The organism is Cupriavidus sp. 05L310 (assembly GCF_056398185.1).
On the sequence record NZ_JBFTOX010000001.1, the window covers coordinates 23267 to 47787 of the forward strand.

Below are 24521 nucleotides of genomic sequence, written 5' to 3' on the forward strand. Positions count from 1 at the left end.
GCACCGCGATGGGGCCGGAGTGCAGCAACCCAGCCTTCCGGATATGGCGCTGCACAAAGGATTCCCGTTGACGTTTCATCAATGGATGGCAACAATCGGCCAAAAAATAGAACGGTTGTTCGTTTTTCTAACGAATCTCAAAAAATTTCAGGAGACTATTCCATGGCATTGATGGGTCAAATGATGAGCGAACCCCTGCTCATTTCCTCCATCATCAAGCACGCCGCCCGCCACTATGGCGGCACGGAAATCGTCTCGCGACGGACCGAAGGCGATCTGCACCGCTATACCTATCGCGACTGCGAGCTGCGTGCCCGCAAACTGGCCCAGGCCATTGCCGCGCTGGGCGTGCAGTCGGGCGACCGTGTCGGCACGCTGGCCTGGAATGGCTATCGCCACCTGGAGATCTACTACGCGGTGTCGGGTTCGGGGGCGGTATGCCATACCGTCAACCCGCGCCTGTTCCCTGAGCAGGTCGCCTACATCATCAATCACGCCGAGGACCAGTACGTCTTCTTCGATGCCACCTTCCTGCCGCTGGTGGAAGGCGTGGCGGCGCATTGCCCGGGCGTGAAGGGCTGGGTGATGATGAGCGACCGCGCGCATATGCCGGCCGACGCCAAGGTGCCGCTGCTGTGCTACGAAGACCTGATCGACGCGCAGGACGGCAACTACGCCTGGCCGCAGTTCGACGAGAACACAGCGTCCAGCCTGTGCTACACCTCCGGCACCACCGGCAACCCCAAGGGCGCGCTGTATTCGCACCGTTCCACCGTGTTGCATTCCTACGCATCCGCGCTGCCGGATGCGCTGGGGTGCTCGGCGCGCGACGTGATCCTGCCCGTGGTGCCGATGTTCCACGTCAACGCGTGGGGCCTGCCGTATTCGGTGCCGCTGGTCGGGGCCAAGCTGGTGCTGCCGGGCGCCAAGCTCGACGGCGCCTCACTCTACGAATTGTTCGAGCTGGAGAAGGTGACCTTCTCGGCCGGCGTGCCCACGGTGTGGCTGGGCTTGCTGCAGTACGTGCAGGCCAACAAGCTCAAGTTCTCCACGTTCCATCGCACCGTGATCGGTGGCTCGGCGGCGCCGCCGGCCATGATCCGCACGCTCAAGGAACTGGGCGTGGAAACCATCCACGCCTGGGGCATGACCGAGATGTCGCCGCTGGGCACGTCGTGCAGCCTGCTGGCTAGCCACGACGGCCTGCCGGAAGACGAGCGGCAGAAGATCCAGGAAAAGCAGGGCCGCGTGATCTACGGCGTGGACATGAAGATTGTCGACGGCGACGGCAACGAACTGCCCTGGGACGGCAAGGCCTTCGGCGACCTGCACGTGCGCGGTCCCTGGGTGATCGAGCACTACTACCGCAACGACGCTTCGCCGCTGGTGGATGGCTGGTTCCCCACGGGCGACGTGGCCACCATCGATCCCGACGGCTATATGCAGATCACCGACCGCAGCAAGGACGTGATCAAGTCCGGCGGCGAGTGGATCTCCTCGATCGATATCGAGAACGTGGCAGCCGCCCATCCCGCGGTGCATATGGCGGCCTGTATCTCCTGCTATCACCCCAAATGGGATGAGCGCCCGCTGCTGGTCGTGATGAAGCGGCCCGGTGCCGAGGTGACGCGCGAGGAGTTGCTCAAATACTTCGAAGGCAAGGTCGCCAAATGGTGGATCCCCGACGATGTGGCTTTTGTTACCGAGATTCCGCTGACCGCCACCGGCAAGATGCAGAAACTCAAGCTGCGCGAGCAATTCAAGGACTACCGCCTGCCGGCGGCCTGACCCCAAGCGAAGGCGGCCACAGAGCCGCCAATCCTTGCCGGCCATACGGCCGGCGCCTGCACGAAGGTTCGAGGCGCGCCGAGGTTTCGGGAGAGGGCGCCGCCGCGAACCGGAAATTACAGCCAACAATATACAGCCAACAATAAAACCGAAGGAGACAAGCATGATCAGATTGCGTCCGCTCGTGGCCGCCACGGCCATTTTCGCGGCAATGGGTTCCGGGGTCGCGGCTGCCGATACGGTGAAGATCGCCTTTATCGATCCGCTGTCCGGCCTGATGGCGCCGGTGGGCCAGAACCAGCTCAAGAGCTGGCAGTTCGTCGCGGACATCGCCAACCAGAAAAACTGGGGTGGCGGGCACAAGTTTGAAGTGGTTGGCTTCGACAACAAGCTCTCGCCGCAGGAAAGCCTGACCATCCTCAAGCAGGCGGTGGACCAGGGCATCCGCTACATCGTGCAGGGCAATGGCTCCTCGGTGGGCCTGGCGCTGGAAGACGCGGTGGCCAAGCACAACGAGCGTAATCCGGGCAAGGAGATCGTCTACCTGAACTACGCCGCGGTGGACCCGGACATGACCAACAGCAAGTGCAACTACTGGCACTTCCGCCTGGACGCCAACTCCGACATGAAGATGGAAGCGCTGACCACTTACCTGGCCAAGGATCCCGGCGTCAAGAAGGTCTACCTGATCAACCAGAACTACTCCTTCGGCCACCAGGTGGCGCGCGCCGCCAAGGACTACCTGAAGCGCAAGCGTCCGGACATCCAGATCGTCGGCGACGACCTGCACCCGCTGGCCCAGGTCAAGGACTTTGCCCCGTACGCGGCCAAGATCAAGGCCTCCGGCGCCGACACCGTGATCACCGGCAACTGGGGCAGCGACCTGGCCCTGCTGATCAAGGCCGGCAAGGACGCGGGCCTGACCACCAACTACTACACCTACTACGGCGCCACCACCGGCGTGCCGACCGCCATGGGGCCGTCGGAAGCCGGACGTGTCAAGTACGTCGGCTACTACAACCCCAACAACAAGGGCTTCAAGGGCGGCGATGTCATCGAAGGCTTCAAGAAGAAGTACAACGACGACTTCTACGTGATGGCCGCCTATACCGGCATCGCCATGCTGGGCAAGGCGTTCACGGATGCCAAGTCGACCGATCCGGTCAAGGTGGCCAAGGTGCTCGAAGGGATGAAGGCCGACAGCCTGAACGGTACGGTGGAGATGCGCGGTTCGGACCACCAGGCCCAGCAGTCGCTGGTGGTGGCTACCTGGACCAAGGTCGACGGCAAGGAGATCAAGTTCGACCAGGAAAACACCGGCTTTGGCTGGAAGACCGATGCGCTGATGGACCAGTATGTGGCAGCGCAGCCGACTTCCTGCCAGATGAAGCGCCCGGGCTAAGCCTGCGCTTGGCGGGCAGCGCGGCCAGGTCCGGCGCGCCGGCCCGATCCTGCATACTTCGGTCGGCCCGGGGCGACGTCTGTCGCCGCGGGCGGGTGACGCGCACCCGCGTGCATCCGTTTCCAGACCGGCCAGCGGCAGCCAGCAGGCTGACCGGTGCCAGATTGAAGGATATGTTGTGGAATTCTTCGTCATCTCTCTATTGAACGGCGTCAGCTACGGGCTGCTGCTATTCATGCTCTCTTCCGGGCTTACGCTGATCTTCAGCATGATGGGCGTGCTGAACTTCGCGCACGCCAGTTTCTACATGCTGGGCGCCTATTTCGCCTACACCATCGCCAGCAAGATCGGCTTCTGGCCCGCGCTGATCTTCGCGCCGCTGCTGGTGGCCGGCGCCGGGGCGCTGGTGGAGCGTTTCGGGCTGCGTGCCGTGCACAAATACGGACACGTGGCCGAGCTGCTGTTCACCTTCGGCCTGGCCTACCTGATCGAGGAAGGGGTCAAGCTGGTATGGGGCCTTGCCGCCGTGCCTTACCGCATTCCGGCCGAACTGGATGGCCCGCTGTTTACCGTATTCACCTCCTCCTTCCCCAAATACCGCGCCTTCATGATGCTGGTGTCGCTGGCCATGCTGGTGGCGATCTACCTGGTGCTCACCCGCACCCGCATCGGGCTGGTGATCCAGGCCGCGCTGACCCATCCCGAGATGGTCGAGGCGCTTGGCCACAATGTGCCGCGCGTGTTCATGATGGTGTTTGGCGGCGGCGCCGCGCTGGCGGGGCTGGCAGGCGTGATCGGGGGCAATGCCTTCATCACCGAGCCGTCGATGGCGGCGGCCGTGGGGTCGATCGTTTTCGTGGTGGCGGTGGTGGGCGGCATGGGGTCACTGGTGGGGGCGTTCATTGCCTCGCTGCTGATCGGCGTGCTGCAAACCTTCGCCGTCACGCTCGATGCCTCGCTGGCAGGCTTGCTGGGCTCGATCGGCCTGCAGATTACCGACAGCACGCCGCTGTCTTCGCTATGGAAGCTCACGGTGGCGCAGGTGGCCCCGGTCCTGCCGTATTTGTTGCTGGTGGTGATGCTGATTTTCCGCCCGCGTGGTTTGATGGGTACGAGGGAGGGCTGACAGCATGGAGACGACAATGCAACAACGCCGCGAGGCGGTCGTGACCGGCCGCACCATGCGCTACCGCCCGTTGAACCTGGCGCGCTGGATCATCTGGGGCCTGACTGCGTTCCTGATGCTGGTGATGCCGCTGTTTTTCTCCGGCGGCTTCGCCATCACGCTGATGTCGCAGATGGGCATCATGATTATTTTCGCGCTGTCCTACAACATGCTGCTCGGGCAGACCGGCATGCTGTCGTTCGGCCATGCGGTCTATGCGGGCCTGGGCGCGTTTATTGCCATCCATGTGCTCAACATGGTGGGCGCGGGCAAGGTGTGGCTGCCGGTGTCGCTGCTTCCGGTGGTGGGCGGCCTGGCCGGCGCCTTCTTCGGCGTGCTGTTTGGCTACGTCACCACCAAGAAATCCGGCACCACCTTCGCCATGATCACCATGGGCATCGGCGAGATGGTGTTCGCCAGTTCGCTGATGTTCCCCGATTTCTTCGGCGGCGAAGGCGGCATTTCCACCAACCGCATGGTGGGCGATCCGGTGTTCGGCATCACCTATGGGCCGGGACGGCAGGTGTACTACCTGATCGCGGTGTGGTGCCTGCTGTCGATGGTGGCGATGTACGCCTGGACGCAGACGCCGCTCGGCCGCATCGCCAACGCGGTGCGCGACAACCCGGAGCGGGTCGAGTTCATCGGCTATAACACCCAGCGCGTGCGCTACCTGGTGCTGATCCTGTCTGCCTTCTTCGCCGGTATTTCAGGCGCGCTGTCGGCCATCAACTTCGAGATCGTGTCGGCGGAAAACGTCAGCGCGGTACGCTCGGGCGGGGTGCTGCTAGCCGCCTTCATCGGTGGCGCGGGCGTGTTCTTCGGGCCGGTGATCGGCGCCGTGGTGTTCATCCTGTTCGCGGTGGCGCTGTCGGACCTGACCAAGGCGTGGCTGCTGTACCTTGGCCTGTTCTTCGTGCTGATGGTCATGTTCGTGCCGGGCGGTATCGCCAGCCTGCTGATGATGCAGGTGCCGCTGCTCGCGCGCGGCAAGCTGCGCCGCATGCTGCCGGATTATGGCCGCGCCGCGGCCGCCGGGCTGGTGCTGCTGGCCGCGGTGATCCTTACCGTGGAACTGATCTACAAGGTGCAGGTGGATAGCGCGAATGGCACCGCGATGACGCTGTTCCGTATCGGCTTCGACGCCGGCACCGTCACGCCGTGGCTGGTGGCGGCCGCACTGTGGGTGGCCGGCCTGCTGGCCTGCCGCGCCGCGCGGACGCGGGTGCGCGCCACCTGGGACAAGGTACAAGCCGAAATGGCGGGAGGTACGGCATGAGCGCCGCGCTGGAATTGAACGATGTGCGCAAGAAGTTCGGCCAGACCGAAATCATCCGGGGTGTCAACCTGACCATCCCCAAGGGGGAGCGCCATGCGCTGATCGGCCCCAATGGGGCCGGCAAGTCGACCACTTTCAACCTGATCTCCGGCCGTTTCGCGCCCAGTTCGGGCACGGTCAGGCTAAACGGGCAGGAGATCGGCGGGCTGCAACCCTTCGTGATCAATCGCATGGGGCTGTCGCGCAGCTTCCAGATCACCAATATCTTTCACCGGCTGTCGGTGTTCGAGAACCTGCGCTGCGCGGTGCTCTGGTCGCTGGGCTACAAGTACTCGTTCTGGCATCGCCTGTCGGAGTTGCGCGACGCGCGCGAGCGCGCCGAGGAAGTGCTGGAGCTGATCGGCCTGCATCACCGCCGCAATACCCAGGCCAGCCTGCTCACCTATGCCGAGCAGCGCGCGCTGGAGATCGGCATCACCATCGCCGGCGGCGCGGAAGTGATCCTGCTGGACGAACCCACCGCCGGCATGAGCCGTTCGGAGTCCGACCACGCGGTGGAGCTGATCCGCCGTGTCACCGTGGGCAAGACGCTGGTGATGGTGGAGCACGATATGAGCGTGGTATTCGGCCTGGCCGACCGCATCTCCGTGCTGGTCTACGGCGAAGTCATCGCCACCGACACCCCCGAGGCCATCCGCGCCAACCGCAAGGTCAAGGAAGCCTACCTGGGTACCACCCTCGACGAACCCGCCACCGAAGGAGCGCACTGATGGGCAAGCGCATGCTGGACGTGCAGGGACTGCACGCCTACTACGGCAAGAGCCATATCCTCCACGGGGTCGATGCGCATATCGACGAAGGCGAAATCGTCGCGCTGCTGGGCCGCAACGGGGTGGGACGCTCGACCATGGCCAAGGCCATCCTCGGCATGGTCAAGGCGGAGGGTTCGGTGCGCTTTCGCGACGAGGAGATCCTCGGGCGGCGCACTTTCGAGATCGCCCACCTCGGCATCGGCTATGTGCCGGAAAACCGCGATATCTTCCCCACGCTGACGGTGCGCCAGAACCTGCTGCTGGGCGAAAAGCGCAATCCGCGCCAGTCCAAGCCCCGCTGGACGGTGCAGGACATGTACAACATGTTCCCGCGCCTGAAGGAACGAGAGAACACGGCCGCCGGCGTGCTCTCCGGCGGCGAGCAGCAGATGCTCACGCTTTGCCGCACGCTGATGGGCGACCCCGACCTGGTGCTGATCGACGAGCCCACCGAAGGGCTGGCCCCGATGATCGTCACGCTGGTGGGCGACTACCTGAAGGTGCTGAAGGAGCGTGGCGTGTCGGTGCTGCTGATCGAGCAGAAGCTGGCCATCGCGCTGGATATTTCCCAGCGGGTCTACGTGATGGGGCACGGGCACATTGTGTTCGAAGGCTCGCCGCAGGATCTCAAGGCGAATGCGGCCATTCGCAAGGAATGGCTGGAGGTGTAGGGCGGTTGGTGCCCGGTGTTCGATATGACGCGGGACATTGGTAAAACAGCCAGCATGCGCTGGCTGATTTACCATTTGGCGATCGTTCGCTTCGCCATCGGCTGGAAGCAACGGCGCCGCCTCGCCGACGCTTATTTCGCCTTCAGAAACTCCCCGACCTCCAGCAACACCAACTCATTGTCGTCCGCCTTGTCAGGCTCTCGGCTGCTGGAAAACGGCAGGTTGTTGTCGTTGCCAACCACGATATGGGTGGGGTCCACCACGTCTACGTTCTCGATCGTGAAGAACGGGAACTTGAGCACGCCGTCGTTGAGCGGCTTGCGGGCCAGCTTGTCGGGGTCGGCGATATTGAGCAGGTCGATATAGCCGATCTTGCGCACCGGCCCGCCGGCGTTGGCATCGGTCAGCTCAACCTTGTAGATGCGCTTGAACCTGGCGATGTCGGAGAAGCAGTCGCTGCGCTTCTGGCCTTCGGGGCAGGCCTTGTCGGCCGTGCCTTCGCCGTTGTCGCGTTCGATGATCAGGCCCGTGGTGGCGTCGATCATGTTGAAGTCGCCGATGGCGTTGCCGTTGGCTTCCAGCGGGTACTTCCACGAGCGGCCCGTCCATTTGCCGGCCTGGGTGTCGAACTCCAGCACGCGCAGGGTTTCCTTGCCGTCGGTGCGTTCGAAGTCCTTGGCCTGGGCGTTCCAGACCGGGCCTTCAAGCAGCGCATAGAGCTTGCTGCCGTCGGGCGACGAGGCCATGCCTTCGAAGCCCTTGGAGCGCTTGACCTGGAAATCCACCGCGCCACCCGGCACGCCGGGCGTGGTTACGGCAGGGTGGTCGGGGGAGCGCACGGGCTTGCCGTCGACCAGCGTGTCGTACACGGCCAGCACCTTGCCTTGCAGGTCGGCCTTGATCAGGAAGGGGCCGAATTCGTCGCCGATCCACAGCGCGCCGCCGGCGAACTGGAAGCTCTCGGTGTCGAAGTCCGATCCCGTCAGGTAGCGCTGTTTGGTCCCTTCGTGGACGATGCGGAAGGGTACCTTCTTGTCCGGATCGTGGAGGAACACGGTGCCGAGGCGCCGAAGCTTGCCGCTCTTGAAGTCCACCTTGTAGTGGTTCAGGTAGAGCATGAAGTCGGGCGAGTTGGCCTTGCTGCCGGCGCCATTGTCGGTCAGCACCCAGAAGCTGCCGTCAGCCATGTGCTTGATGCCGGAATGCCCTTGCAGCGGCTGGCCCCTGAAGGGCACGGAGACACCCGTGGGCCGGTTGTTCGACTGGCCTTCCACGCTGCCCAGCTTTTCCACGCGCGCGCCGGTGGTGAATTTGCCGCTCGCCTGCAGGTCCTGCGGCGCATCCTTGGGCGCGGCAATGAAGTTCTCGGCCGGCAGGATGGCATGGCCGGCCAGGGTGGCGGGGTAGGCGGGCGCGGCGGCCGTCTGTGCCACGGCGGGCAGGGCCCATGCGGCAGCGGTGATGGTGATTACAGCAGTGACGGTCGCGGACGGAAGCATGCGCATGTAGGTGAACAATCGAGTCGAAAGACCACTACGATGCATGGTCAGCGTGACGGCGGCATGAAAGGAGTGTGACGGGAGCATGACAGGCAAGTGTCTCGAAATGTCTCGAACTGACAACAGCCGCACCGGCCAGGAAAGGTTCGACCCGGCTGAGGCTTGGCCATGACGCAGCTCCCGCATGCCAGGTGCCACGCAGGAGCAAGCGCGCGGCTACTTGCCGGCTTGCTCGGAAAAGCGATTAGCTTATGAGGTGGGCGGGCATGCACTTATAAAAAAGATATTGTTTGGCCGGAGCGCTGTGCGCAATACGCTACGCGCTTTTCCTGAACGCCTGCCATGTCCTCTCCTTCCGCATTGACAACACGCGCCTTCGCCGCGCTGCTCGCCCTCGCTACGTTCACGGCCCCCCTGGCCGCGAATGCCCAGAGCCCGATACTGGAGCAGATCCGTGAATCGGGCACGATCACAATGGGTTATCGCGAGGGCGCGCTACCGTTCTCTTTCTCCGACATCAAGGGGCAGCCTTCGGGCTACGCCGTGGACCTGTGCCTGCGCGTGGCCGAGGCCGCGCGCCAGAAGCTCGGCTTGAAGGACCTGAAGGTGCGCTGGCTGCCGCTGACGGCGCAGAGCCGCGTGCCCGCCGTGATGAACGGCCTGGTGACAGTCGACTGCGCGCCCAATACCAATACGGTCGAGCGCCAGAAGCAGGTGGCCTTCAGCGTAGCCCACTATGTGTCGGTGGTACGCATGCTGGTACGCTCCGATTCGGGCATTCAGTCCTTCGACGACCTGCGTGGCAAGGTGGTCGTCACCAGCGCGGGCTCCACCGGCGACCGCCACGTGCGCCGGCTGAAGCCCCAGTACGCATTCAACGACGTGTATGCGAAGGATCATAACGAGTCCTTCCTGTTGCTGGAGACCGGCCGCGCCCAGGCGTTCGTGCTGGATGATGTGGTCCTGTACGGCCTGCGCGCGAATTCGAAGGCCCCGTCTCAGTACACCGTTGCCGGACCGGCGCTGTCCATCGAGCGTAATGCGCTGATGCTGCCGAAATCCGATCCCGAGTGGAAGCAACTGGTCGACCAGACGCTGACATCGGTCTTCGCCGGCCCCGAGGTGGTCGCATTGCAGAAGCGCTGGTTCCAGCAGCCCATCGGCGCACGCGGCATCAACCTCGCACTGACGCCGTCTCCCGAAGTGCTGGCCGCCTGGAAGCAGCCCACCGATCAGGCAGCGGAGTGAGGCCGGTGTCCTGTCCAACTGCGATGCGGGGAGCCGGCCGATGAGCGAAGTCCTGCCGACCTACGACGATGTGGTGGCCGCCGCGAACCGGCTGGCCGGGCACGCATGGCGCACGCCGGTACTGCGCTCGCCGGCGATGGATGCCTGGGTGGGGGCCGAACTGTTCTTCAAGTGCGAGAACCTGCAGCGCACTGGCGCCTTCAAGTTTCGTGGCGCATTCAATGCCCTGGCGCGATTCGATGCCGTGCAGCGCCGCCGTGGCGCGATCGCGTTCTCCGGCGGCAACCACGCGCAAGGCATCGCGCTCGCCGGGCAGGTGCTTGGCATTCCGGTGACGGTGGTGATGCCGCGCGACGCGCCGGCGTCCAAGGTGGAGGCGACCCGCGCCTGCGGTGCGCAGGTGGTCCTGTACGACCGCCAGGTGGACGACCGCGAAGCGATCACGCAGCGCTTGTCGGAGGAGCGCGGACTGACCCTGATCCCGCCATACGACCATGCCGATGTCATCGCCGGACAGGGCACGGTCACGCGCGAACTGATCGAGGAAACCGGACCGCTCGATGCGTTGCTCGTTTGCCAGGGCGGTGGCGGCCTGCTCGCTGGTGCCGCGCTCGTGACGGAGCGGCTCTCGCCCGGCTGCCGGCTGTACGGCGTCGAGCCCGAGACCGGCAATCATGGGCAGCAGTCGCTTCGCCGCGGCGCCATCGTGCATATCGATCCGCCCGATACGATCGCCGACGGGGCGCGCGCACAGCATCTCGGCGCGCTGACGTTCGCCCTGATTCGCCGCCGCGTGACCGACATCGTCGCCGTGCCGGACCTTGCGCTGATCGAATGCATGCGCATGTTCGCGCAGGCCATGAAGCTGGTGGTCGAGCCGACCGGCTGCCTTGGCCTTGCGGCGGCGCGTCATGCGGGATTGCCGGTGCAGGGCAAGCGTGTCGGCATCGTGGTCAGCGGCGGCAATGTCGACCTGCCGCGCTATGCGGAATTGCTGTCGGCACGTTGAAGGGACACGCCGGATGACCAGGAAGCCTGGCCGGTCCCCGGGCGTGGCACGCCCGGGGTGCGTGGCTAGCGCATCAGCGGGCTGCCCGCTTCTTGCGCGAGCGGCGAGGCCGTGGCCTGGTCGGCCGCCCGCTTGCAGTTGAACGGCATGTCTTCATAGTCGATCAGCCGGGTTTTCCGTACCAGCCGGTAGCCGAGCCAGAGCAACAGGAACAGCGGCACGCCAATATAGGTGCCGACAATCTCCATCCAGCGCCCGCGCACGTCGGTGAAGGCCTGGTAGTTCTGGCCCAGCACGATCACCACGCACAGCACGATGGCAAAGATCGGGCCGAAGGGATAGAGCGGCGAGCGGTAGGCCAGGTCGGACGCCTTGAAGCCCTGGTGCACCAGCCCGCGGCGGAAGCGGTAGTGGCTGACAGCGATGCCGAGCCAGGCAATAAAGCCGGTCATGCCGGACGTGTTGAGCAGCCACAGGTAAACCGCCTTGTCGCCAAACAGCGAGCTGAGGAAGCACAGGGCGCCGATGGCGGTGGTGGCGAACAGCGCGTTGTAGGGCACGCCGCTGGCCGAGAGCCGGGCGAGCGCCCGTGGCGCGCGGCCGCTGACGGCCAGGCCGTACAGGATCCGCGTGGAGGCGTACATGCTGGAGGTGCCGGCGGAGAGCAGCGCGGTCAGCACCACGGCGTTCATCAGCCCGGCGGCGAAGGCCAGGCCGGCGTGGCGGAACACCAGCGCGAAGGGGCTGACGCCGATGTCGGTGACGTCGTTGCGCAGCAGGCTGGGGTCGGTGTAGGGGATCAGCACGCCGATGATGAGGATCGCCAGCACATAGAACAGCAGGATGCGCCAAAAGGTCTGGCGGATGGCGCGCGGGATGGTGCGTGCCGGGTCGGCGGCTTCGCCGGCGGCGACGCCGACGGTTTCCGTGCCCTGGAAGGAGAACCCTGCGATCATGGCCACGCCGAACATGGCGGGGATGCCGCCGACGAATGGGGCATCGCCAAGCGTGAAGTTCTGCCAGCCGGATTGCGGGCCGCCCTGCATGATGCCGAAGATCATCATCAGCCCCGCCGCCAGGAAGATCAGGATCGTGGCCACCTTGATCAGCGCGAACCAGTATTCGGCCTCGCCGAAGCCGCGTACCGAGAACGCGTTCAGGCCGAACATCAGCAGCAGGAAGCCCGCACTCCAGACCACGCCGGAGACATGCGGGAACCAGTACTGCATCACCAGTTGCGCCGCCACGAGTTCCACGGCAATGGTCACGGCCAGGCTGAACCAGTAGCTCCAGCCGAGGGCGAAGCCGAAGCCTTCCTCCACATAGAGCGCGCTGTAGGTGACAAAGGAGCCGGCCACCGGCATATGCACGGCGAGTTCGCCCAGGCTGGTCATCAGGCAATACACCATCAGGCCGATCAGGCAATACATCAGCAGCGCGCCGCCGGGTCCCGCCTGGGAGATCGACGCGCCGGAGGCCACGAACAGCCCGGTGCCGACCGCGCCGCCAATGGCGATCATGGTCAGGTGGCGGGCTTTGAGTTTGCGCTGCAGGTCGTCGTGCTCGACGACGGGGTGCTGGTGAGGATGAGGATGGGAAGACATCAGGGTCACTGGAACTTCGGCGGGCGGGGCCGCGGCTTCGGCACGGGCGACACCTCGTGGGGCGCCCGAGCGGGCAAAGGGCGCGAGTTTACCGGGTTATCCGGGTAAATCCGAGGGTTATGGCGGTTTATGTCAGGAAAGTCGCCTACTGTGACTAGAGGCATTCCTCGGGATCAGGGGAATGTGCTGCATGGGGCATGGCGGTCCGGATTTACCCTAGCTTTCCGGGTGCCTTTCCCAGCTTGAATGCACGCCGGTGAGCTCGCCCATGAACCGGGCGCATGGCGCCACCGGACGGGCCCCAAAATGAAATTGAACGACCGTGCTATTTTGTGTATGCTTGTCCCGCTTGCACCGGCGGCACCAGGGGCGGGCACCGGCAAAGGGGCGCTGGCATGCGTTCCCCGGCAGCCGGGCGGTGGTCGGGCGGAACACGGCGGCGTTGGCCGCGCCGGCGCTCTCCACAGCGCGCAGAACAACATAATTCGAGAATTCGAATCCCGAGACAACATCCAGTTACCAAAGGAACCAGCATGACAGCGCAGTATCAGGTTCAGGACGGCGTAGCCGTCATCACGCTCGACAATCCCCCCGTGAACGGCCTGGGTCTCGGCACCCGGCTCGGCATCGTCGAAGGCATGACCCGTGCGCTGGACGATGCGGCCGTCAAGGCCATCGTCATTACCGGCGCCGGCAAGGCTTTTTCCGGCGGCGCGGACATCCGTGAATTCAATACGCCCAAGGCCACCCAGGAGCCGACGCTGCATTCGGTGATCAAGGTGGTGGAAGGCTCGGCCAAGCCGGTCGTGGCGGCGATCCATTCCGTGGCCATGGGCGGCGGCCTGGAACTGGCGCTGGGTTGTAACTACCGTGTGGCTTCGAAGGGCGCGCAGATCGCCCTGCCGGAAGTGAAGCTGGGCCTGCTGCCCGGCGCCGGCGGCACGCAGCGCCTGCCGCGCGTGATCGGCCTGGAAGCCGCCCTGAACATGATTGTCTCGGGCAACGCCATCCCCAGCGAGAAGTTTGCCGGTACCAAGCTGTTCGACGAGATCGTCGACGGCGACGTGCTGCCCGCGGCCGTGGCCTTCGCCAGGACGGCGGCGGCCAACCCCGGCCCGTACCCGAAGGTGCGCGACCTGAAGGTCAAGCACGAGAACGCGGAAGGCTTCATCGCCTTTGCCCGCAACACCGTCGCAGCCGTCGCCAAGAACTTCCCCGCGCCGCTGAAGTGCGTGGACGCCGTGGCAGCCTCGCTCAAGCCGTTCGATGCCGGCCTGAAGGACGAGCGCGAAGGCTTCATGTACCTGATCACCACGCCGGAATCGCGCGCGCTGCGCCACGCCTTCTTTGGCGAGCGTGCCGCCAGCAAGATCCCCGACGTGCCGGAAGGCACCGCCACCCGCAAGCTCGAGAAGATCGCCGTGATCGGCGCGGGCACCATGGGCGGTGGCATCACCATGAACTTCCTGAACGCCGGCATCCCGGTGATCATGCTGGAAACCAAGCAGGAAGCGCTGGACCGTGGCGTGGCCACCATCCGCAAGAACTACGAAAACAGCGCCAAGAAGGGCAAGCTCACGCAGGAGAAGGTCGAGCAGCGCATGGGCCTGCTGACCACCACGCTGTCCTATGACGAGATCAAGGACGCGGACATGGTCATCGAAGCCGTGTTCGAGGAAATGGGCGTCAAGGAAATCGTCTTCAAGAAGCTGGATGAAGTGATGAAGCAGGGCGCGATCCTGGCTTCCAACACCTCCACGCTGGACGTCAACAAGATCGCTTCCTTCACCAAGCGTCCGCAAGACGTGGTCGGCATGCACTTCTTCAGCCCGGCCAACGTGATGAAGCTGCTGGAAGTGGTGCGCGGCGAAAAGACCGGCAAGGACGTGCTGGCCACGGTCATGCAGGTCGCCAAGAAGATCAAGAAGACCGCCGTGGTGTCGGGTGTGTGCGACGGCTTCATCGGCAACCGCATGATCGAGCAGTACAGCCGCCAGGCCGGCTACCTGCTGGACGAAGGTGCGCTGCCGGAGCAAGTGGACAAGGCCATCGAGAAGTTCGGCTTTGCCATGGGCCCGTTCCGCATGGGCGACCTGGCCGGCAACGACATCGGCTGGGCCATCCGCAAGCGCCGCGCCGTGGACAAGCCGGACATCCAGTACTCGAAGACCGCCGACCTGCTGTGCGAACAGGGCCGCTATGGCCAGAAGACCGGCGCGGGCTGGTACGACTACAAGGCGGGCGACCGCAAGCCGTACCCGAACCAGCAGGTCAACGACATGATCGTGCAGCACTCGAAGGACCTGGGCATTACCCGCCGCAAGATTTCCGATGAGGAAATCGTCGAGCGCCTGGTGTTCGCGCTGGTCAACGAAGGCGCCAAGATCCTGGAAGAAGGCATTGCCTCCAAGGCCTCGGATATCGACATGGTCTACCTGACCGGCTACGGCTTCCCGCTGTTCCGCGGTGGCCCGATGCTGTACGCGGACCAGGTTGGCCTGTTCAACGTGGCGCAGTCGATGGCGCGCTATGCCAAGGGCTACCACGGCGAAGCCTGGAAGCCGGCAGCGCTGCTGGAGAAGCTGGCTGCCGAGGGCAAGGGCTTCAACGACTAAGCATAGCCAGCGGCGATTCGATCCTGCGCGGCCAGGCTGGCCGCGCAGGGTTTCCACCACAGATCGCAAACCGGTCACAAAGCGGGGAGTAGCGGCATGGCCAAGCAATACGGCCCGGAAGATTGCCTGCTGGTCATCGACGTGCAGAACGATTTCATGCCCGGCGGCGCGCTTGCCGTGGCGCAGGGCGATGAAGTCGTGCCCGTGATCAACCGCCTCGCGGCGGCGTTTGCGCATGTGGTGCTGACGCAGGACTGGCATCCCGCCGGCCACGTTTCGTTTGCCGCAAACCATGCCGGCACCCAGCCGTTCCAGACCGTGGCGTTGCCCTATGGCCAGCAAGTCCTGTGGCCCACGCACTGCGTGCAGGGCACCCATGGCGCGGCGCTGCATGCGGGGCTGGATGTGCCGCATGCGCAGATGGTGATCCGCAAGGGCCATCATCGCGAGGTGGACAGCTATTCGGCCTTCATGGAGGCCGATCGCGCCACCCCGACCGGGCTTGCGGGCTACTTGCGCGAGCGTGGCGTGCGCAGGGTGTTTTGCGTGGGACTGGCGACGGATTACTGCGTTGCCTGGAGCGCGCTCGATGCCCGCGCGGCGGGGTTCGGGGCCATCGTGGTCGAGGACGCCTGCCGCGCCATCGACCTTGGCGGATCGCTGGCCCGTGCGTGGCAAGACCTGCAAGCCGCGGGCGTGCAGCGCCTGCAGTCCGCCGGCCTGCTGTCCTGAAACGGAAGAATCGCCAAGCCAACCCAAGCTAACCCGGCTGAACCCAGCCAACGACATATTGCATGACACTGCCGGACGTGAATGCACGCCGCAGGTCACCAGATACCAGAGATACCGAGGAGCAAGACATGAAAGAGGCAGTCATCGTTTCCACCGCACGGACCGGCCTGGCCAAGAGCTGGAAGGGCGGTTTCAATATGACCCACGGCGCCACCCTGGGCGGCCATGCGGTCCAGCACGCCATCGCCCGCGCCAAGATCGACGCCGCTGAAGTGGAAGACGTGCTGATGGGCTGTGCCAACCCGGAAGGCGCCACCGGTGCCAACATCGCGCGCCAGATTGCCCTGCGCGCAGGCTGCCCGGTTACCGTGCCCGGCGCCACCGTCAACCGCTTCTGCTCGTCCGGCCTGCAGACCATCGCCATGGCCGCGCAGCGCGTGATCGCCGATGAGGGCGATATCTTCGTGGCCGGCGGTGTGGAAAGCATCTCCTGCGTGCAGCAGGAAATGAACCGCCACATGATCCAGGAAAGCTGGCTGACCAAGAACAAGCCGGAAATCTACTGGAACATGCTGCAGACCGCCGAGAACGTGGCCAAGCGCTACAACATCTCGCGCGAGCGCCAGGACGAGTACGGTGTGCGCAGCCAGCAGCGCGCCTTCGCCGCCCTGGAAGCCGGCAAGTTCAACGACGAAATCGTGCCGATCACGGTGCTCGCGGGCGTGGCCGACAAGGCCACCGGCCAGTTGATGACCAAGGAAGTCACGGTCTCGGCCGACGAAGGCATTCGCGGCGACACCACGCTGGAAGCCGTGTCCAAGATCCGCACCGCCATGCCCGGCGGCGTGGTTTCGGCCGGTAACGCATCGCAATTCTCCGACGGCGCTTCGGCAGTCGTGGTGATGGACGCCAAGGTGGCCGAGGCCAAGGGCCTGCAGCCGCTGGGCGCCTTCCGCGGCTTCGCCGTGGCCGGTTGCGAGCCTGACGAAATGGGCATCGGCCCGGTGTTCGCGGTGCCCAAGCTGCTGAAGAAGGCCGGCCTGACCGTGGCCGACATCGGCCTGTGGGAACTCAACGAAGCCTTTGCCGTGCAGGTGCTGTACTGCGCCGACACGCTGGGCATCCCGATGGACCGCCTCAACGTCAACGGCGGCGCCATCGCGGTGGGCCACCCCTACGGCGTGTCCGGCGCCCGCCTGGTCGGCCATGCGCTGATCGAAGGCAAGCGCCGCGGCGTCAAGTACGTGGTGGTGACCATGTGCATCGGCGGCGGCCAGGGTGCTGCCGGCCTGTTCGAAGTCCTCTGAGCGCCAGGGCGAGCCCGTGAGCGAGCAAGCGGATGCCCTGCTGGCGCATGGCCGGGAGGTGCTGGCCAGCCAGCCCTTCTCGGTGCTGGTCGGCACGGAGCTGGCCGCGCTCTCGCCCGGCCGTGCCGAACTGCGCCTGGCCATCCGGCCGGACCTGCAGCAACAGTACGGCTTCCTGCACGGGGGCGTGGTCAGCTATCTGGCCGACAATGCACTCACCTATGCGGGCGGCGCGGCCATGGCCGCGCCGGTGGTGACTTCGGAGTACAAGATCAACTACCTGCGTCCGGCGATCGGAGATACGCTGATTGCCCGTGCCGAATGCCTCAGCCGGGGCCGCCAGCAGGCGGTGGTACGGTGCGATGTATTCGTGCTCAAGGATGGCGAGGAAAAGCTCTGCGCGGTAGCGCAGGGCACGATCGCCCGCATGGGCGAAGGCAGCTAGAGTACGGCAAGGGAGGGAAGGGCGCGCGAGCGCCTTTTTCTTTCCCCGCGCCATTTACAGAATTAGCAGAATTTGCGGCGCGCCATGCAGCGTGCCGTTGTGGAGACAGCGACGATCCATGCCGCGAGGCCGCCACTGGCGCCAACGCCGGGTCGCGCATCTTTGATTTTCCCTTTCAGTCTGGGAGCCGTTTCCTGCCATGTCGCTGATCCTTTCCCGCCGTGACCTGAACTTCGTGCTGTACGAGTGGCTCAAGGTCGAGGGGCTGACCCGCATTCCGCGCTACGCCGACCATTCCCGCGAGACCTTCGACGCCGCGCTCGATACCTGCGAGAAGATCGCCACCGACCTGTTCGCGCCGCACAACAAGAAGAACGATCAGCAAGAGCCGCATTTCGACGGCGAGACTGTCGCCATCATTCCCGAGGTCAAGACCGCGCTGAAGGCCTTCTGCGAGGCCGGCCTGATGGCCGCCGGGCAGGACTACGACATCGGCGGCATGCAGTTGCCGGTAGTGGTGGAGAAGGCCGGCTTCGCCTATTTCAAGGGTGCCAACGTCGGCACCAGTTCCTATCCCTTCCTGACCATCGGCAATGCCAACCTGTTGCTCGCGCACGGCACGCCGGCGCAGGTGGAGACCTTCGTCAAGCCGGAGATGGAAGGCCGTTTCTTCGGCACCATGTGCCTGTCCGAGCCGCAGGCGGGCTCGTCGCTGTCGGACATCACCACGCGCGCCGACTACGAAGGCGAATCGCCACTCGGCCAGCAGTACCGCCTGCGCGGCAACAAGATGTGGATCTCGGCCGGCGAGCACGAACTGTCCGACAATATCGTGCACCTGGTGCTGGCCAAGATCCCCGGGCCGGACGGCAAGCTGATTCCGGGCGTGAAAGGCATCTCGCTGTTTATCGTGCCGAAGTACCTGGTCAATGCCGACGGCAGCCTGGGCGAGCACAACGACGTGGTGCTGGCCGGCCTGAACCACAAGATGGGCTATCGCGGCACCACCAACTGCCTGCTGAACTTCGGCGAAGGCATGAAGTACAAGCCCGGCGGCAAGGCCGGCGCGATCGGCTACCTGGTGGGCGAAGCGCACAAGGGCCTGGCCTGCATGTTCCATATGATGAACGAGGCCCGTATCGGCGTGGGCCTGGGCGCGGTGATGCTGGGCTATACCGGCTACCTGCACTCGGTGGACTACGCGCGCAACCGCCCGCAAGGCCGCCCGATCGGCCCCGGTGGCAAGGATCCGGCCAGCCCGCAGGTGCGGCTGGTCGAGCACGCGGATATCCGCCGCATGCTGCTGGCGCAAAAGAGCTATGTGGAAGGCGGGCTGGCGCTCAATCTGTATTGCGCGCAACTGGTGGACCAGGAGCGCGCCGCCGAGGGTGCGGAGCATGAACGCCTGGCGCTGTTGCTGGATATCCTGACGCCCATCGCCAAGAGCTGGCCGTCGCAGTGGTGCCTGGAGGCCAACAGCCTGGCCATCCAGGTGCATGGCGGCTACGGCTACACCCGCGAATACAACGTCGAGCAGTTCTATCGCGACAACCGCCTGAATCCCATCCACGAAGGCACGCACGGCATCCAGGGCTTGGACCTGCTGGGCCGCAAGGTGGTGATGAAGGACGGTGCCGCGTTTGCGGCGCTGGGCGAAGAAATCCAGTCCACCATCGGCCGCGCCCTGGCCAGCGGCGATGCCGCGCTGGGCAGCCATGCGAAGGCGCTGGGCGCCGCCGTCAAGCGCGTGGCGGAAGTCACGCAGGCGCTGTGGGCGGCGGGCGACGCCAAGGTGACGCTGGCCAATGCCTCGGTCTACCTGGAAGCGTTCGGCCATGTGGTGCTGTCGTGGACGTGGCTGGAGCAGGAACTGGTGGCGCAGGCCGCGCTGGCGGGCGCCAGGAGCCAGGAGGACCAGGACTTCTACCGCGGCAAGCTGGCGGCTGCGGAATACTTCTTCCGCTGGGAACTGCCCAAGGTGGGCCCGCAGCTTGACCTGCTGGCCTCGCTCGACCGCACCACGCTGGACATGCAGGACGCCTGGTTCTGAGCGGCAGCCGCACTAGATGAACGAGCGCGCGCACCGATTTGCGCGCGCCACACCAAATCGGGAGACACCATGAATACCATCCAGCAATTGTTCGACCTGAAGGGCAAGACGGCGCTGATCACCGGCGGCTCGCGCGGGCTTGGCCTGCAGATCGCCGAAGCGCTTGGCGAGCAGGGCGCGCGCATCGTGCTGTCGGCACGCAAGGCCGACGAGTTGCAATCGGCGCAGGCTCACCTGAAGACGCTCGGCATCGATGCCGAATGGATCGCCGCCGACGGCGCCCGCGACGCGGATATCGCGCGCCTGGCCGACGAAGCACTGGCCAAGCTGGGCCATGTCGATATCCTCGTCAATAACGCTGGCGCCACCTGGGGTGCGCCCGCCGAGGATCATCCGGTGGAAGCGTGGGACAAGGTGATGAACCTGAATATCCGCGGCGTGTTCCTGCTGTCGCAGCGCATCGGCAAGCTGTCGATGATTCCGCGCCGCTATGGCCGCATCATCAACGTGGCTTCCATCGCCGGGCTGGCGGGCAACCCGCCGGGATCGATGGAAACGATCGCCTACAACACCTCCAAGGGTGCGGTGGTGAACTTCACCCGCACGCTGGCGGCGGAATGGGGCGAGCACAACATCACGGTGAACGCGCTGGCGCCAGGCTTCTTCCCGTCCAAGATGACCCAGGGTTCGCTGGACCGCCTGGGCGTGGAAGCCATGTGCGCGTCGGTGCCGCTGCACAGGCTGGGCGACGACGAAGACCTGAAGGGCGCGGCGCTGCTGTTCGCCAGCGCCGCCGGCAAGCACATCACCGGCCAGGTGCTGGCGGTGGACGGCGGCGTGAGCGCGGTTTAAGTCCATGCTCTAATGCGGTTGGCATATGGCTTGCGTGGCTCAACCCGAGCCTGCCGGCCAACCGTACTGTCCTCGCCTCTTTAGCAAACATGACTCAAACCAACGGTTTCCCCCTCAAGATTCCCTTTCTTGCCGATCTCGGCGTGCAGTGCACGCGCATGGACAAGGAAGGCAGCGAGATCGAACTGGCGCTGGAAACGCGCCACCAGAATAGCTGGGACATGGCGCACGGCGGCGTGCTGATGACGCTGCTCGACGTGGCCATGGCGATTGCCGGCCGCGCAGCCGATCCCGACGGGCGCGGCGTGGTCACCATCGAGATGAAGACTACCTTCATGGCGCCCGGGCGCGGCAAGCTCATCGCACGCGGCCAGTGCGTGCACCGTACCAGCACCATGGCCTTCTGCGAAGCCGAGATTCTCGACGCCGATGGCAAGACCGTATCGCGCGGCTCCGGCACGTTCAAGTTTGTCAGGCGTGTGCCGCCGCAACGCGCGGCGGGCGGCGCCTCGGATACCGGCGCCGACGGCTGATACGGCACATGTCCGGCAGCGGCGCGCCGCACGCCGGGCCCGCCGGCGCAGGGAGCAGCACACCAAGAACCAGACCGGAAACAACCGGCACGCGGCACCGATAAAACTAATAATGGAGACCAGATGCTGTTTGAACGGATTGCCGCCACGCGGCTATTGAAACTGACCGTGCTCGCCGCCTGCGGCGCAGGAGCCCTTGCCATGTACCAGCCGGGCCATGCCCAGAATGCGCCAGCTCCTGCGCCCGCCGCGCCGAGCTTTCCGGATGCCGCCGCTACCGATCCCGTGACCGCGGGCTGGATGCAGGGCTTTCCCCCGGCAGCCGCCAAGATCATCAGCTTTACGCCCGCCAGCAACGGCTTTCCGCGCTCCCGCTGGAGCTTTTCGCATATCCGCGAACTGGTCCCGACCGCGTCGGTCTGGCACGGGCGGGGCCCGGCCGCGGCATTGCCGCGCGCCGAGCACGATATCGGCGGCGTGGCCTTTACCGATGCCGACGGCACGAGTCGCACCTTCAGCGACATGCTGGGCCTGACCTATACCGATGGCATCCTGGTGATGCACAAGGGCCGCGTGGTCTACGAGAAGTACTTCGGCGCGCTTGACGACCATACGCCGCACATCGCCATGTCGGTTACCAAATCCTTCGTCGGTACGCTGGCCGCCATGCTGGTGGCGGACGGCAAGCTCGATCCCGCCGCGCCGGTCACGCGCTACCTGCCGGAGATGGCCGGCACAGCATACGGCGATGCCACCGTGCGCGAAGTCATGGACATGACGGTAGGCGTGAAGTATTCGGAAAACTACGCCGATCCCAAGGCCGAAATCTGGGACTACAGCCGTGCCGGCGGCATGATGCCGCGCGAGCCTGGCTATGCCGGGCCCAAGACCTTCTATGAATTCCTCGCCACGCTGAAGAAGGAGGGCGAGCACGACCAGGCCTTCGCCTACAAGACCGTCAATGCCGAAGTCCTCGCCTGGATCGTCAAGCGGGTGTCGGGGCAGTCGCTGGCCAAGCTGCTGTCCGAACGCGTATGGCAGAAGATGGGCGCGGAGAACGATGCCTATTTCATGGTGGACAGCATCGGCAGCGAGTCCGGCGGCGGCGGCCTGAATACCACGCTGCGCGACCTGGCCCGCTTCGGCGAGACCATGCGCAACGGCGGCCGCTATAACGGCCAGCAGGTCATCCCGGCCGAAGTGGTGGCGGACATCCGCCGCGGCGGCGACCGCGCCAAGTTCGCCAAGGCCGGCTACGCCACCTTGCCGGGCTGGAGCTATCGCTCGATGTGGTGGGTCTCGAACGACGACCACGGCGTGTTCGAGGCGCGCGGCATCCACGGCCAACGTATCTATATCGATCCAAAGGCGGAACTGACCATCGTGCGCTACGCATCGCACCCCATCGCTGCCAATGGCGCCAACGACCCCGTCACGCATCGCGCATACCGGGCACTTGCGCTGTCATTGATGAAGTAATCGGCCCGCCATTGACAACGAACAACGCATGACAAAGGACGAGTGTCCTTGTCCATTTCACTGTAAGGAAACCATCATGTCGAAGACCTTCAAGCGCATCGTCCTGGCCTCGCGTCCCACCGGCGCCGTGACTCCGGACAACTTCCGCCTGGAAGAGGTGCCTGTGCCCGAACTGGGTGACGGCGAGGTGCTGGTCCGCAACCATTTCCTGTCGCTCGACCCCTATATGCGCGGCCGCATGAACGAGGGCAAGTCCTACGCCACGCCGCAGCCGCTGGGCGAAGTCATGATCGGCGGCACGGTCGGCGAGATCGTGGCGACGAAGAACCCCAAGTACGCCGTCGGCGACAAGGTGGTCGGCATGTTCGGCTGGCAGGAGATGGGTGTCACCAACGGCATCGGCATCCAGAAGGTCGATACCACCCATATCCCGCTGTCGGCGTACCTTGGCTCGGTTGGCATGCCCGGCGTCACCGCCTGGTATGGCCTGAACAAGATCATCCAGCCGAAGGCCGGCAAGACCATCGTGGTGAGCGCGGCTTCCGGCGCGGTCGGCAGCGTAGTGGGCCAGCTGGCCAAGCTGCAGGGCTGCCGCGTGGTCGGCTTTGCCGGCGGCAAGGACAAGTGCGACTACGTGGTCAATGAGCTGGGCTTCGATGCCTGCATCGACTACAAGGCGGCCAAGGACAGCAAGGAGCTGTACACCATGTTCAAGGAAGCCACCCCGGATGGCGTGGACGGCTACTTCGAGAACGTGGGGGGCGAGATACTCGATACGGTGCTGGCCCGCATGAACGCCTTCGGCCGCATCGCCATCTGCGGCATGATCGCCGGCTACGATGGCCAGCCGATGCCGCTGAAGAACCCGCAACTGATCCTGGTGTCGCGCCTGACCGTGGAAGGCTTTATCGTGTCCGAACACATGGACGTGTGGCCGCAAGCGCTGCAAGAGCTGGGCACCGCCGTGGCGCAAGGCAAGCTTAAGTTCCGTGAGAGCGTCGCGCAAGGGCTGGCGAGCGCGCCGGAAGCGTTCATGGGCCTGCTCAAGGGCAAGAATTTCGGCAAGCAGCTGGTCAAGCTGGTGTAAGGACGGGCCTGCGGACGTTCCCTCTCCCGCTTGTGGGAGAGGGAACGCAAACCGGTGGTATGAATGACGAAAAAAAGGAGACACCCCATGAATGCTCCAGCAGAACAAGCCAGGCCGCTGGCCGATCAGGACGAAATGGCTGCCGGCCTGTCCGAAGAGGTGAAAGCCAAATATCGCGTGCTGCCGCGTCCGCCCAAGTTCGATACGCCGGCCGAGGAACGCCTGCACCGCAAGCAGCGGCTGGCGGCGGCCTTCCGGCTGTTCTCCAAGTTTGGCTTCGATGAAGGCGTGGCCGGCCACATCACGGCGCGCGATCCGGAGTTTCCGGACACGTTCTGGGTCAACCCCTTCGGCGTGCACTTCAGCCAGGTCAAGGTCTCCAACCTGATCCGCTGCGACCACCACGGCGAAGTGGTGGAGGGCGACTACCCGGTCAACGCCGCCGCCTTCGCCATCCATTCGCGCGTGCACCAGACCCGTGCCGACGCAGTGGCCGCCGCGCACTCGCACAGCACGTATGGCCGTGCCTGGTCCACGCTGGGCCGGCCGCTCGATCCGCTGACACAGGACGTGTGCGCCTTCTACAACGACCATGCCCTGTACGACGATTTCGGCGGCGTGGTGGTGGAACTGGACGAGGGCCAGCGCATTGCCACCGCGCTCGGCGGCAACAAGGCCGCAATCCTGCAGAACCACGGGCTGCTGACTGTGGGCAAGACGGTGGACGAAGCCGCCTGGTGGTTTATCACCATGGAGCGTTCCTGCCAGGTGCAGTTGCTGGCCGAGGCTGCCGCCGCGCGCACCAACGCGCCCCTGAAGGTCATCTCGGACGCGGCCGCGCGCCAGGCTTACTCGATCGTCGGCACCGCGCAGGCAGGCTGGTTCCAGTTCCAGCCGCTGTACGCCCGCATCGTCAAGGAACAACCCGACCTGCTGGATTGACG

The 24521-nt window shown here is 65.0% G+C and carries 20 protein-coding genes; 18 read left to right on the forward strand and 2 right to left on the reverse strand.

What is annotated here, in order from left to right; genetic code table 11:
• The first annotated feature begins 162 nt into the window (after window positions 1–162).
• From AC1DS6_RS00110 to AC1DS6_RS00135, 6 genes are all read left to right on the forward strand, one after another.
• Window positions 163–1788: a 3-(methylthio)propionyl-CoA ligase gene (locus AC1DS6_RS00110; protein WP_441628669.1), complete on the forward strand. Its 1626-nt coding sequence runs from the start codon at window positions 163–165 to the stop codon at window positions 1786–1788.
• Window positions 1789–1951: 163 nt separating this feature from the next.
• A complete protein-coding gene (locus AC1DS6_RS00115) occupies window positions 1952–3190 on the forward strand; it encodes a branched-chain amino acid ABC transporter substrate-binding protein (protein ID WP_477101681.1) in 1239 nt (412 codons plus the stop codon).
• Window positions 3191–3368: 178 nt separating this feature from the next.
• Window positions 3369–4316 (forward strand): branched-chain amino acid ABC transporter permease, encoded by a 948-nt coding sequence (locus tag AC1DS6_RS00120; protein WP_035867737.1) that lies wholly within the window; start codon window positions 3369–3371, stop codon window positions 4314–4316.
• A 4-nt stretch (window positions 4317–4320) separates the two neighbouring features.
• Window positions 4321–5634 (forward strand): branched-chain amino acid ABC transporter permease, encoded by a 1314-nt coding sequence (locus tag AC1DS6_RS00125; protein WP_441628663.1) that lies wholly within the window; start codon window positions 4321–4323, stop codon window positions 5632–5634.
• The gene (locus AC1DS6_RS00130) at window positions 5631–6404 is read left to right on the forward strand and encodes an ABC transporter ATP-binding protein (protein WP_035867733.1); all 774 of its coding nucleotides are present in this window, start codon (window positions 5631–5633) and stop codon (window positions 6402–6404) included. The genes AC1DS6_RS00125 and AC1DS6_RS00130 overlap by 4 nt, the downstream gene beginning before the upstream one ends.
• Window positions 6404–7117: an ABC transporter ATP-binding protein gene (locus AC1DS6_RS00135; RefSeq protein ID WP_441628660.1), complete on the forward strand. Its 714-nt coding sequence runs from the start codon at window positions 6404–6406 to the stop codon at window positions 7115–7117. Before AC1DS6_RS00130 ends, AC1DS6_RS00135 begins: the two co-directional genes overlap by 1 nt.
• Before the next feature lie 131 nt (window positions 7118–7248).
• Here AC1DS6_RS00135 and AC1DS6_RS00140 read toward each other — a convergent pair whose 3' ends face one another.
• Window positions 7249–8622 carry an esterase-like activity of phytase family protein gene (locus AC1DS6_RS00140; RefSeq protein WP_441628708.1) on the reverse strand — a complete coding sequence of 458 codons (1374 nt, stop codon included), beginning with the start codon at window positions 8620–8622 and terminating at the stop codon, window positions 7249–7251.
• 336 nt (window positions 8623–8958) lie between these two features.
• Here AC1DS6_RS00140 and AC1DS6_RS00145 point away from each other — a divergent pair, with 336 nt between their 5' ends.
• Both AC1DS6_RS00145 and AC1DS6_RS00150 read left to right on the forward strand, forming a co-directional pair.
• Window positions 8959–9864, forward strand: coding sequence for an amino acid ABC transporter substrate-binding protein (locus AC1DS6_RS00145; protein ID WP_441628658.1), 906 nt, complete (start codon window positions 8959–8961; stop codon window positions 9862–9864).
• A 40-nt stretch (window positions 9865–9904) separates the two neighbouring features.
• Window positions 9905–10873: a threo-3-hydroxy-L-aspartate ammonia-lyase gene (locus tag AC1DS6_RS00150; protein ID WP_477101682.1), complete on the forward strand. Its 969-nt coding sequence runs from the start codon at window positions 9905–9907 to the stop codon at window positions 10871–10873.
• A 65-nt stretch (window positions 10874–10938) separates the two neighbouring features.
• Here the strand turns inward: AC1DS6_RS00150 and AC1DS6_RS00155 are convergent, their stop codons facing one another.
• Window positions 10939–12477 (reverse strand): amino acid permease, encoded by a 1539-nt coding sequence (locus AC1DS6_RS00155; RefSeq protein ID WP_441628654.1) that lies wholly within the window; start codon window positions 12475–12477, stop codon window positions 10939–10941.
• A gap of 533 nt (window positions 12478–13010) precedes the next feature.
• Here AC1DS6_RS00155 and AC1DS6_RS00160 point away from each other — a divergent pair.
• The 10 genes from AC1DS6_RS00160 (at window position 13011) to AC1DS6_RS00205 (ending at window position 24519) form a co-directional block, all read left to right on the forward strand.
• Window positions 13011–15092 carry a 3-hydroxyacyl-CoA dehydrogenase NAD-binding domain-containing protein gene (locus AC1DS6_RS00160; RefSeq protein ID WP_477101683.1) on the forward strand — a complete coding sequence of 694 codons (2082 nt, stop codon included), beginning with the start codon at window positions 13011–13013 and terminating at the stop codon, window positions 15090–15092.
• Between the two features lie 96 nt (window positions 15093–15188).
• Window positions 15189–15824 carry a bifunctional nicotinamidase/pyrazinamidase gene (pncA, locus tag AC1DS6_RS00165; protein ID WP_441628650.1) on the forward strand — a complete coding sequence of 212 codons (636 nt, stop codon included), beginning with the start codon at window positions 15189–15191 and terminating at the stop codon, window positions 15822–15824.
• A gap of 128 nt (window positions 15825–15952) precedes the next feature.
• Entirely contained in the window at window positions 15953–17131 is a 1179-nt protein-coding gene (locus AC1DS6_RS00170; protein ID WP_045236328.1) for an acetyl-CoA C-acyltransferase, read from the forward strand.
• A gap of 16 nt (window positions 17132–17147) precedes the next feature.
• A complete protein-coding gene (locus AC1DS6_RS00175; RefSeq protein ID WP_441628648.1) occupies window positions 17148–17576 on the forward strand; it encodes a PaaI family thioesterase in 429 nt (142 codons plus the stop codon).
• A 199-nt stretch (window positions 17577–17775) separates the two neighbouring features.
• Window positions 17776–19626: an acyl-CoA dehydrogenase gene (locus tag AC1DS6_RS00180; RefSeq protein WP_441628646.1), complete on the forward strand. Its 1851-nt coding sequence runs from the start codon at window positions 17776–17778 to the stop codon at window positions 19624–19626.
• 69 nt (window positions 19627–19695) lie between these two features.
• A complete protein-coding gene (locus tag AC1DS6_RS00185; RefSeq protein ID WP_441628644.1) occupies window positions 19696–20478 on the forward strand; it encodes an SDR family oxidoreductase in 783 nt (260 codons plus the stop codon).
• Window positions 20479–20567: 89 nt separating this feature from the next.
• Window positions 20568–21011: a PaaI family thioesterase gene (locus AC1DS6_RS00190; RefSeq protein WP_045236331.1), complete on the forward strand. Its 444-nt coding sequence runs from the start codon at window positions 20568–20570 to the stop codon at window positions 21009–21011.
• A gap of 123 nt (window positions 21012–21134) precedes the next feature.
• Complete coding sequence (locus tag AC1DS6_RS00195; protein WP_477101684.1) at window positions 21135–22490, forward strand: serine hydrolase domain-containing protein; 1356 nt, start codon at window positions 21135–21137, stop codon at window positions 22488–22490.
• Between the two features lie 76 nt (window positions 22491–22566).
• A complete protein-coding gene (locus tag AC1DS6_RS00200) occupies window positions 22567–23577 on the forward strand; it encodes an NADP-dependent oxidoreductase (protein ID WP_035867707.1) in 1011 nt (336 codons plus the stop codon).
• Between the two features lie 87 nt (window positions 23578–23664).
• Window positions 23665–24519, forward strand: a complete 855-nt coding sequence (locus AC1DS6_RS00205) for a class II aldolase/adducin family protein (RefSeq protein ID WP_035867704.1) — start codon at window positions 23665–23667, stop codon at window positions 24517–24519.
• The last annotated feature ends 2 nt before the right edge of the window (window positions 24520–24521 follow it).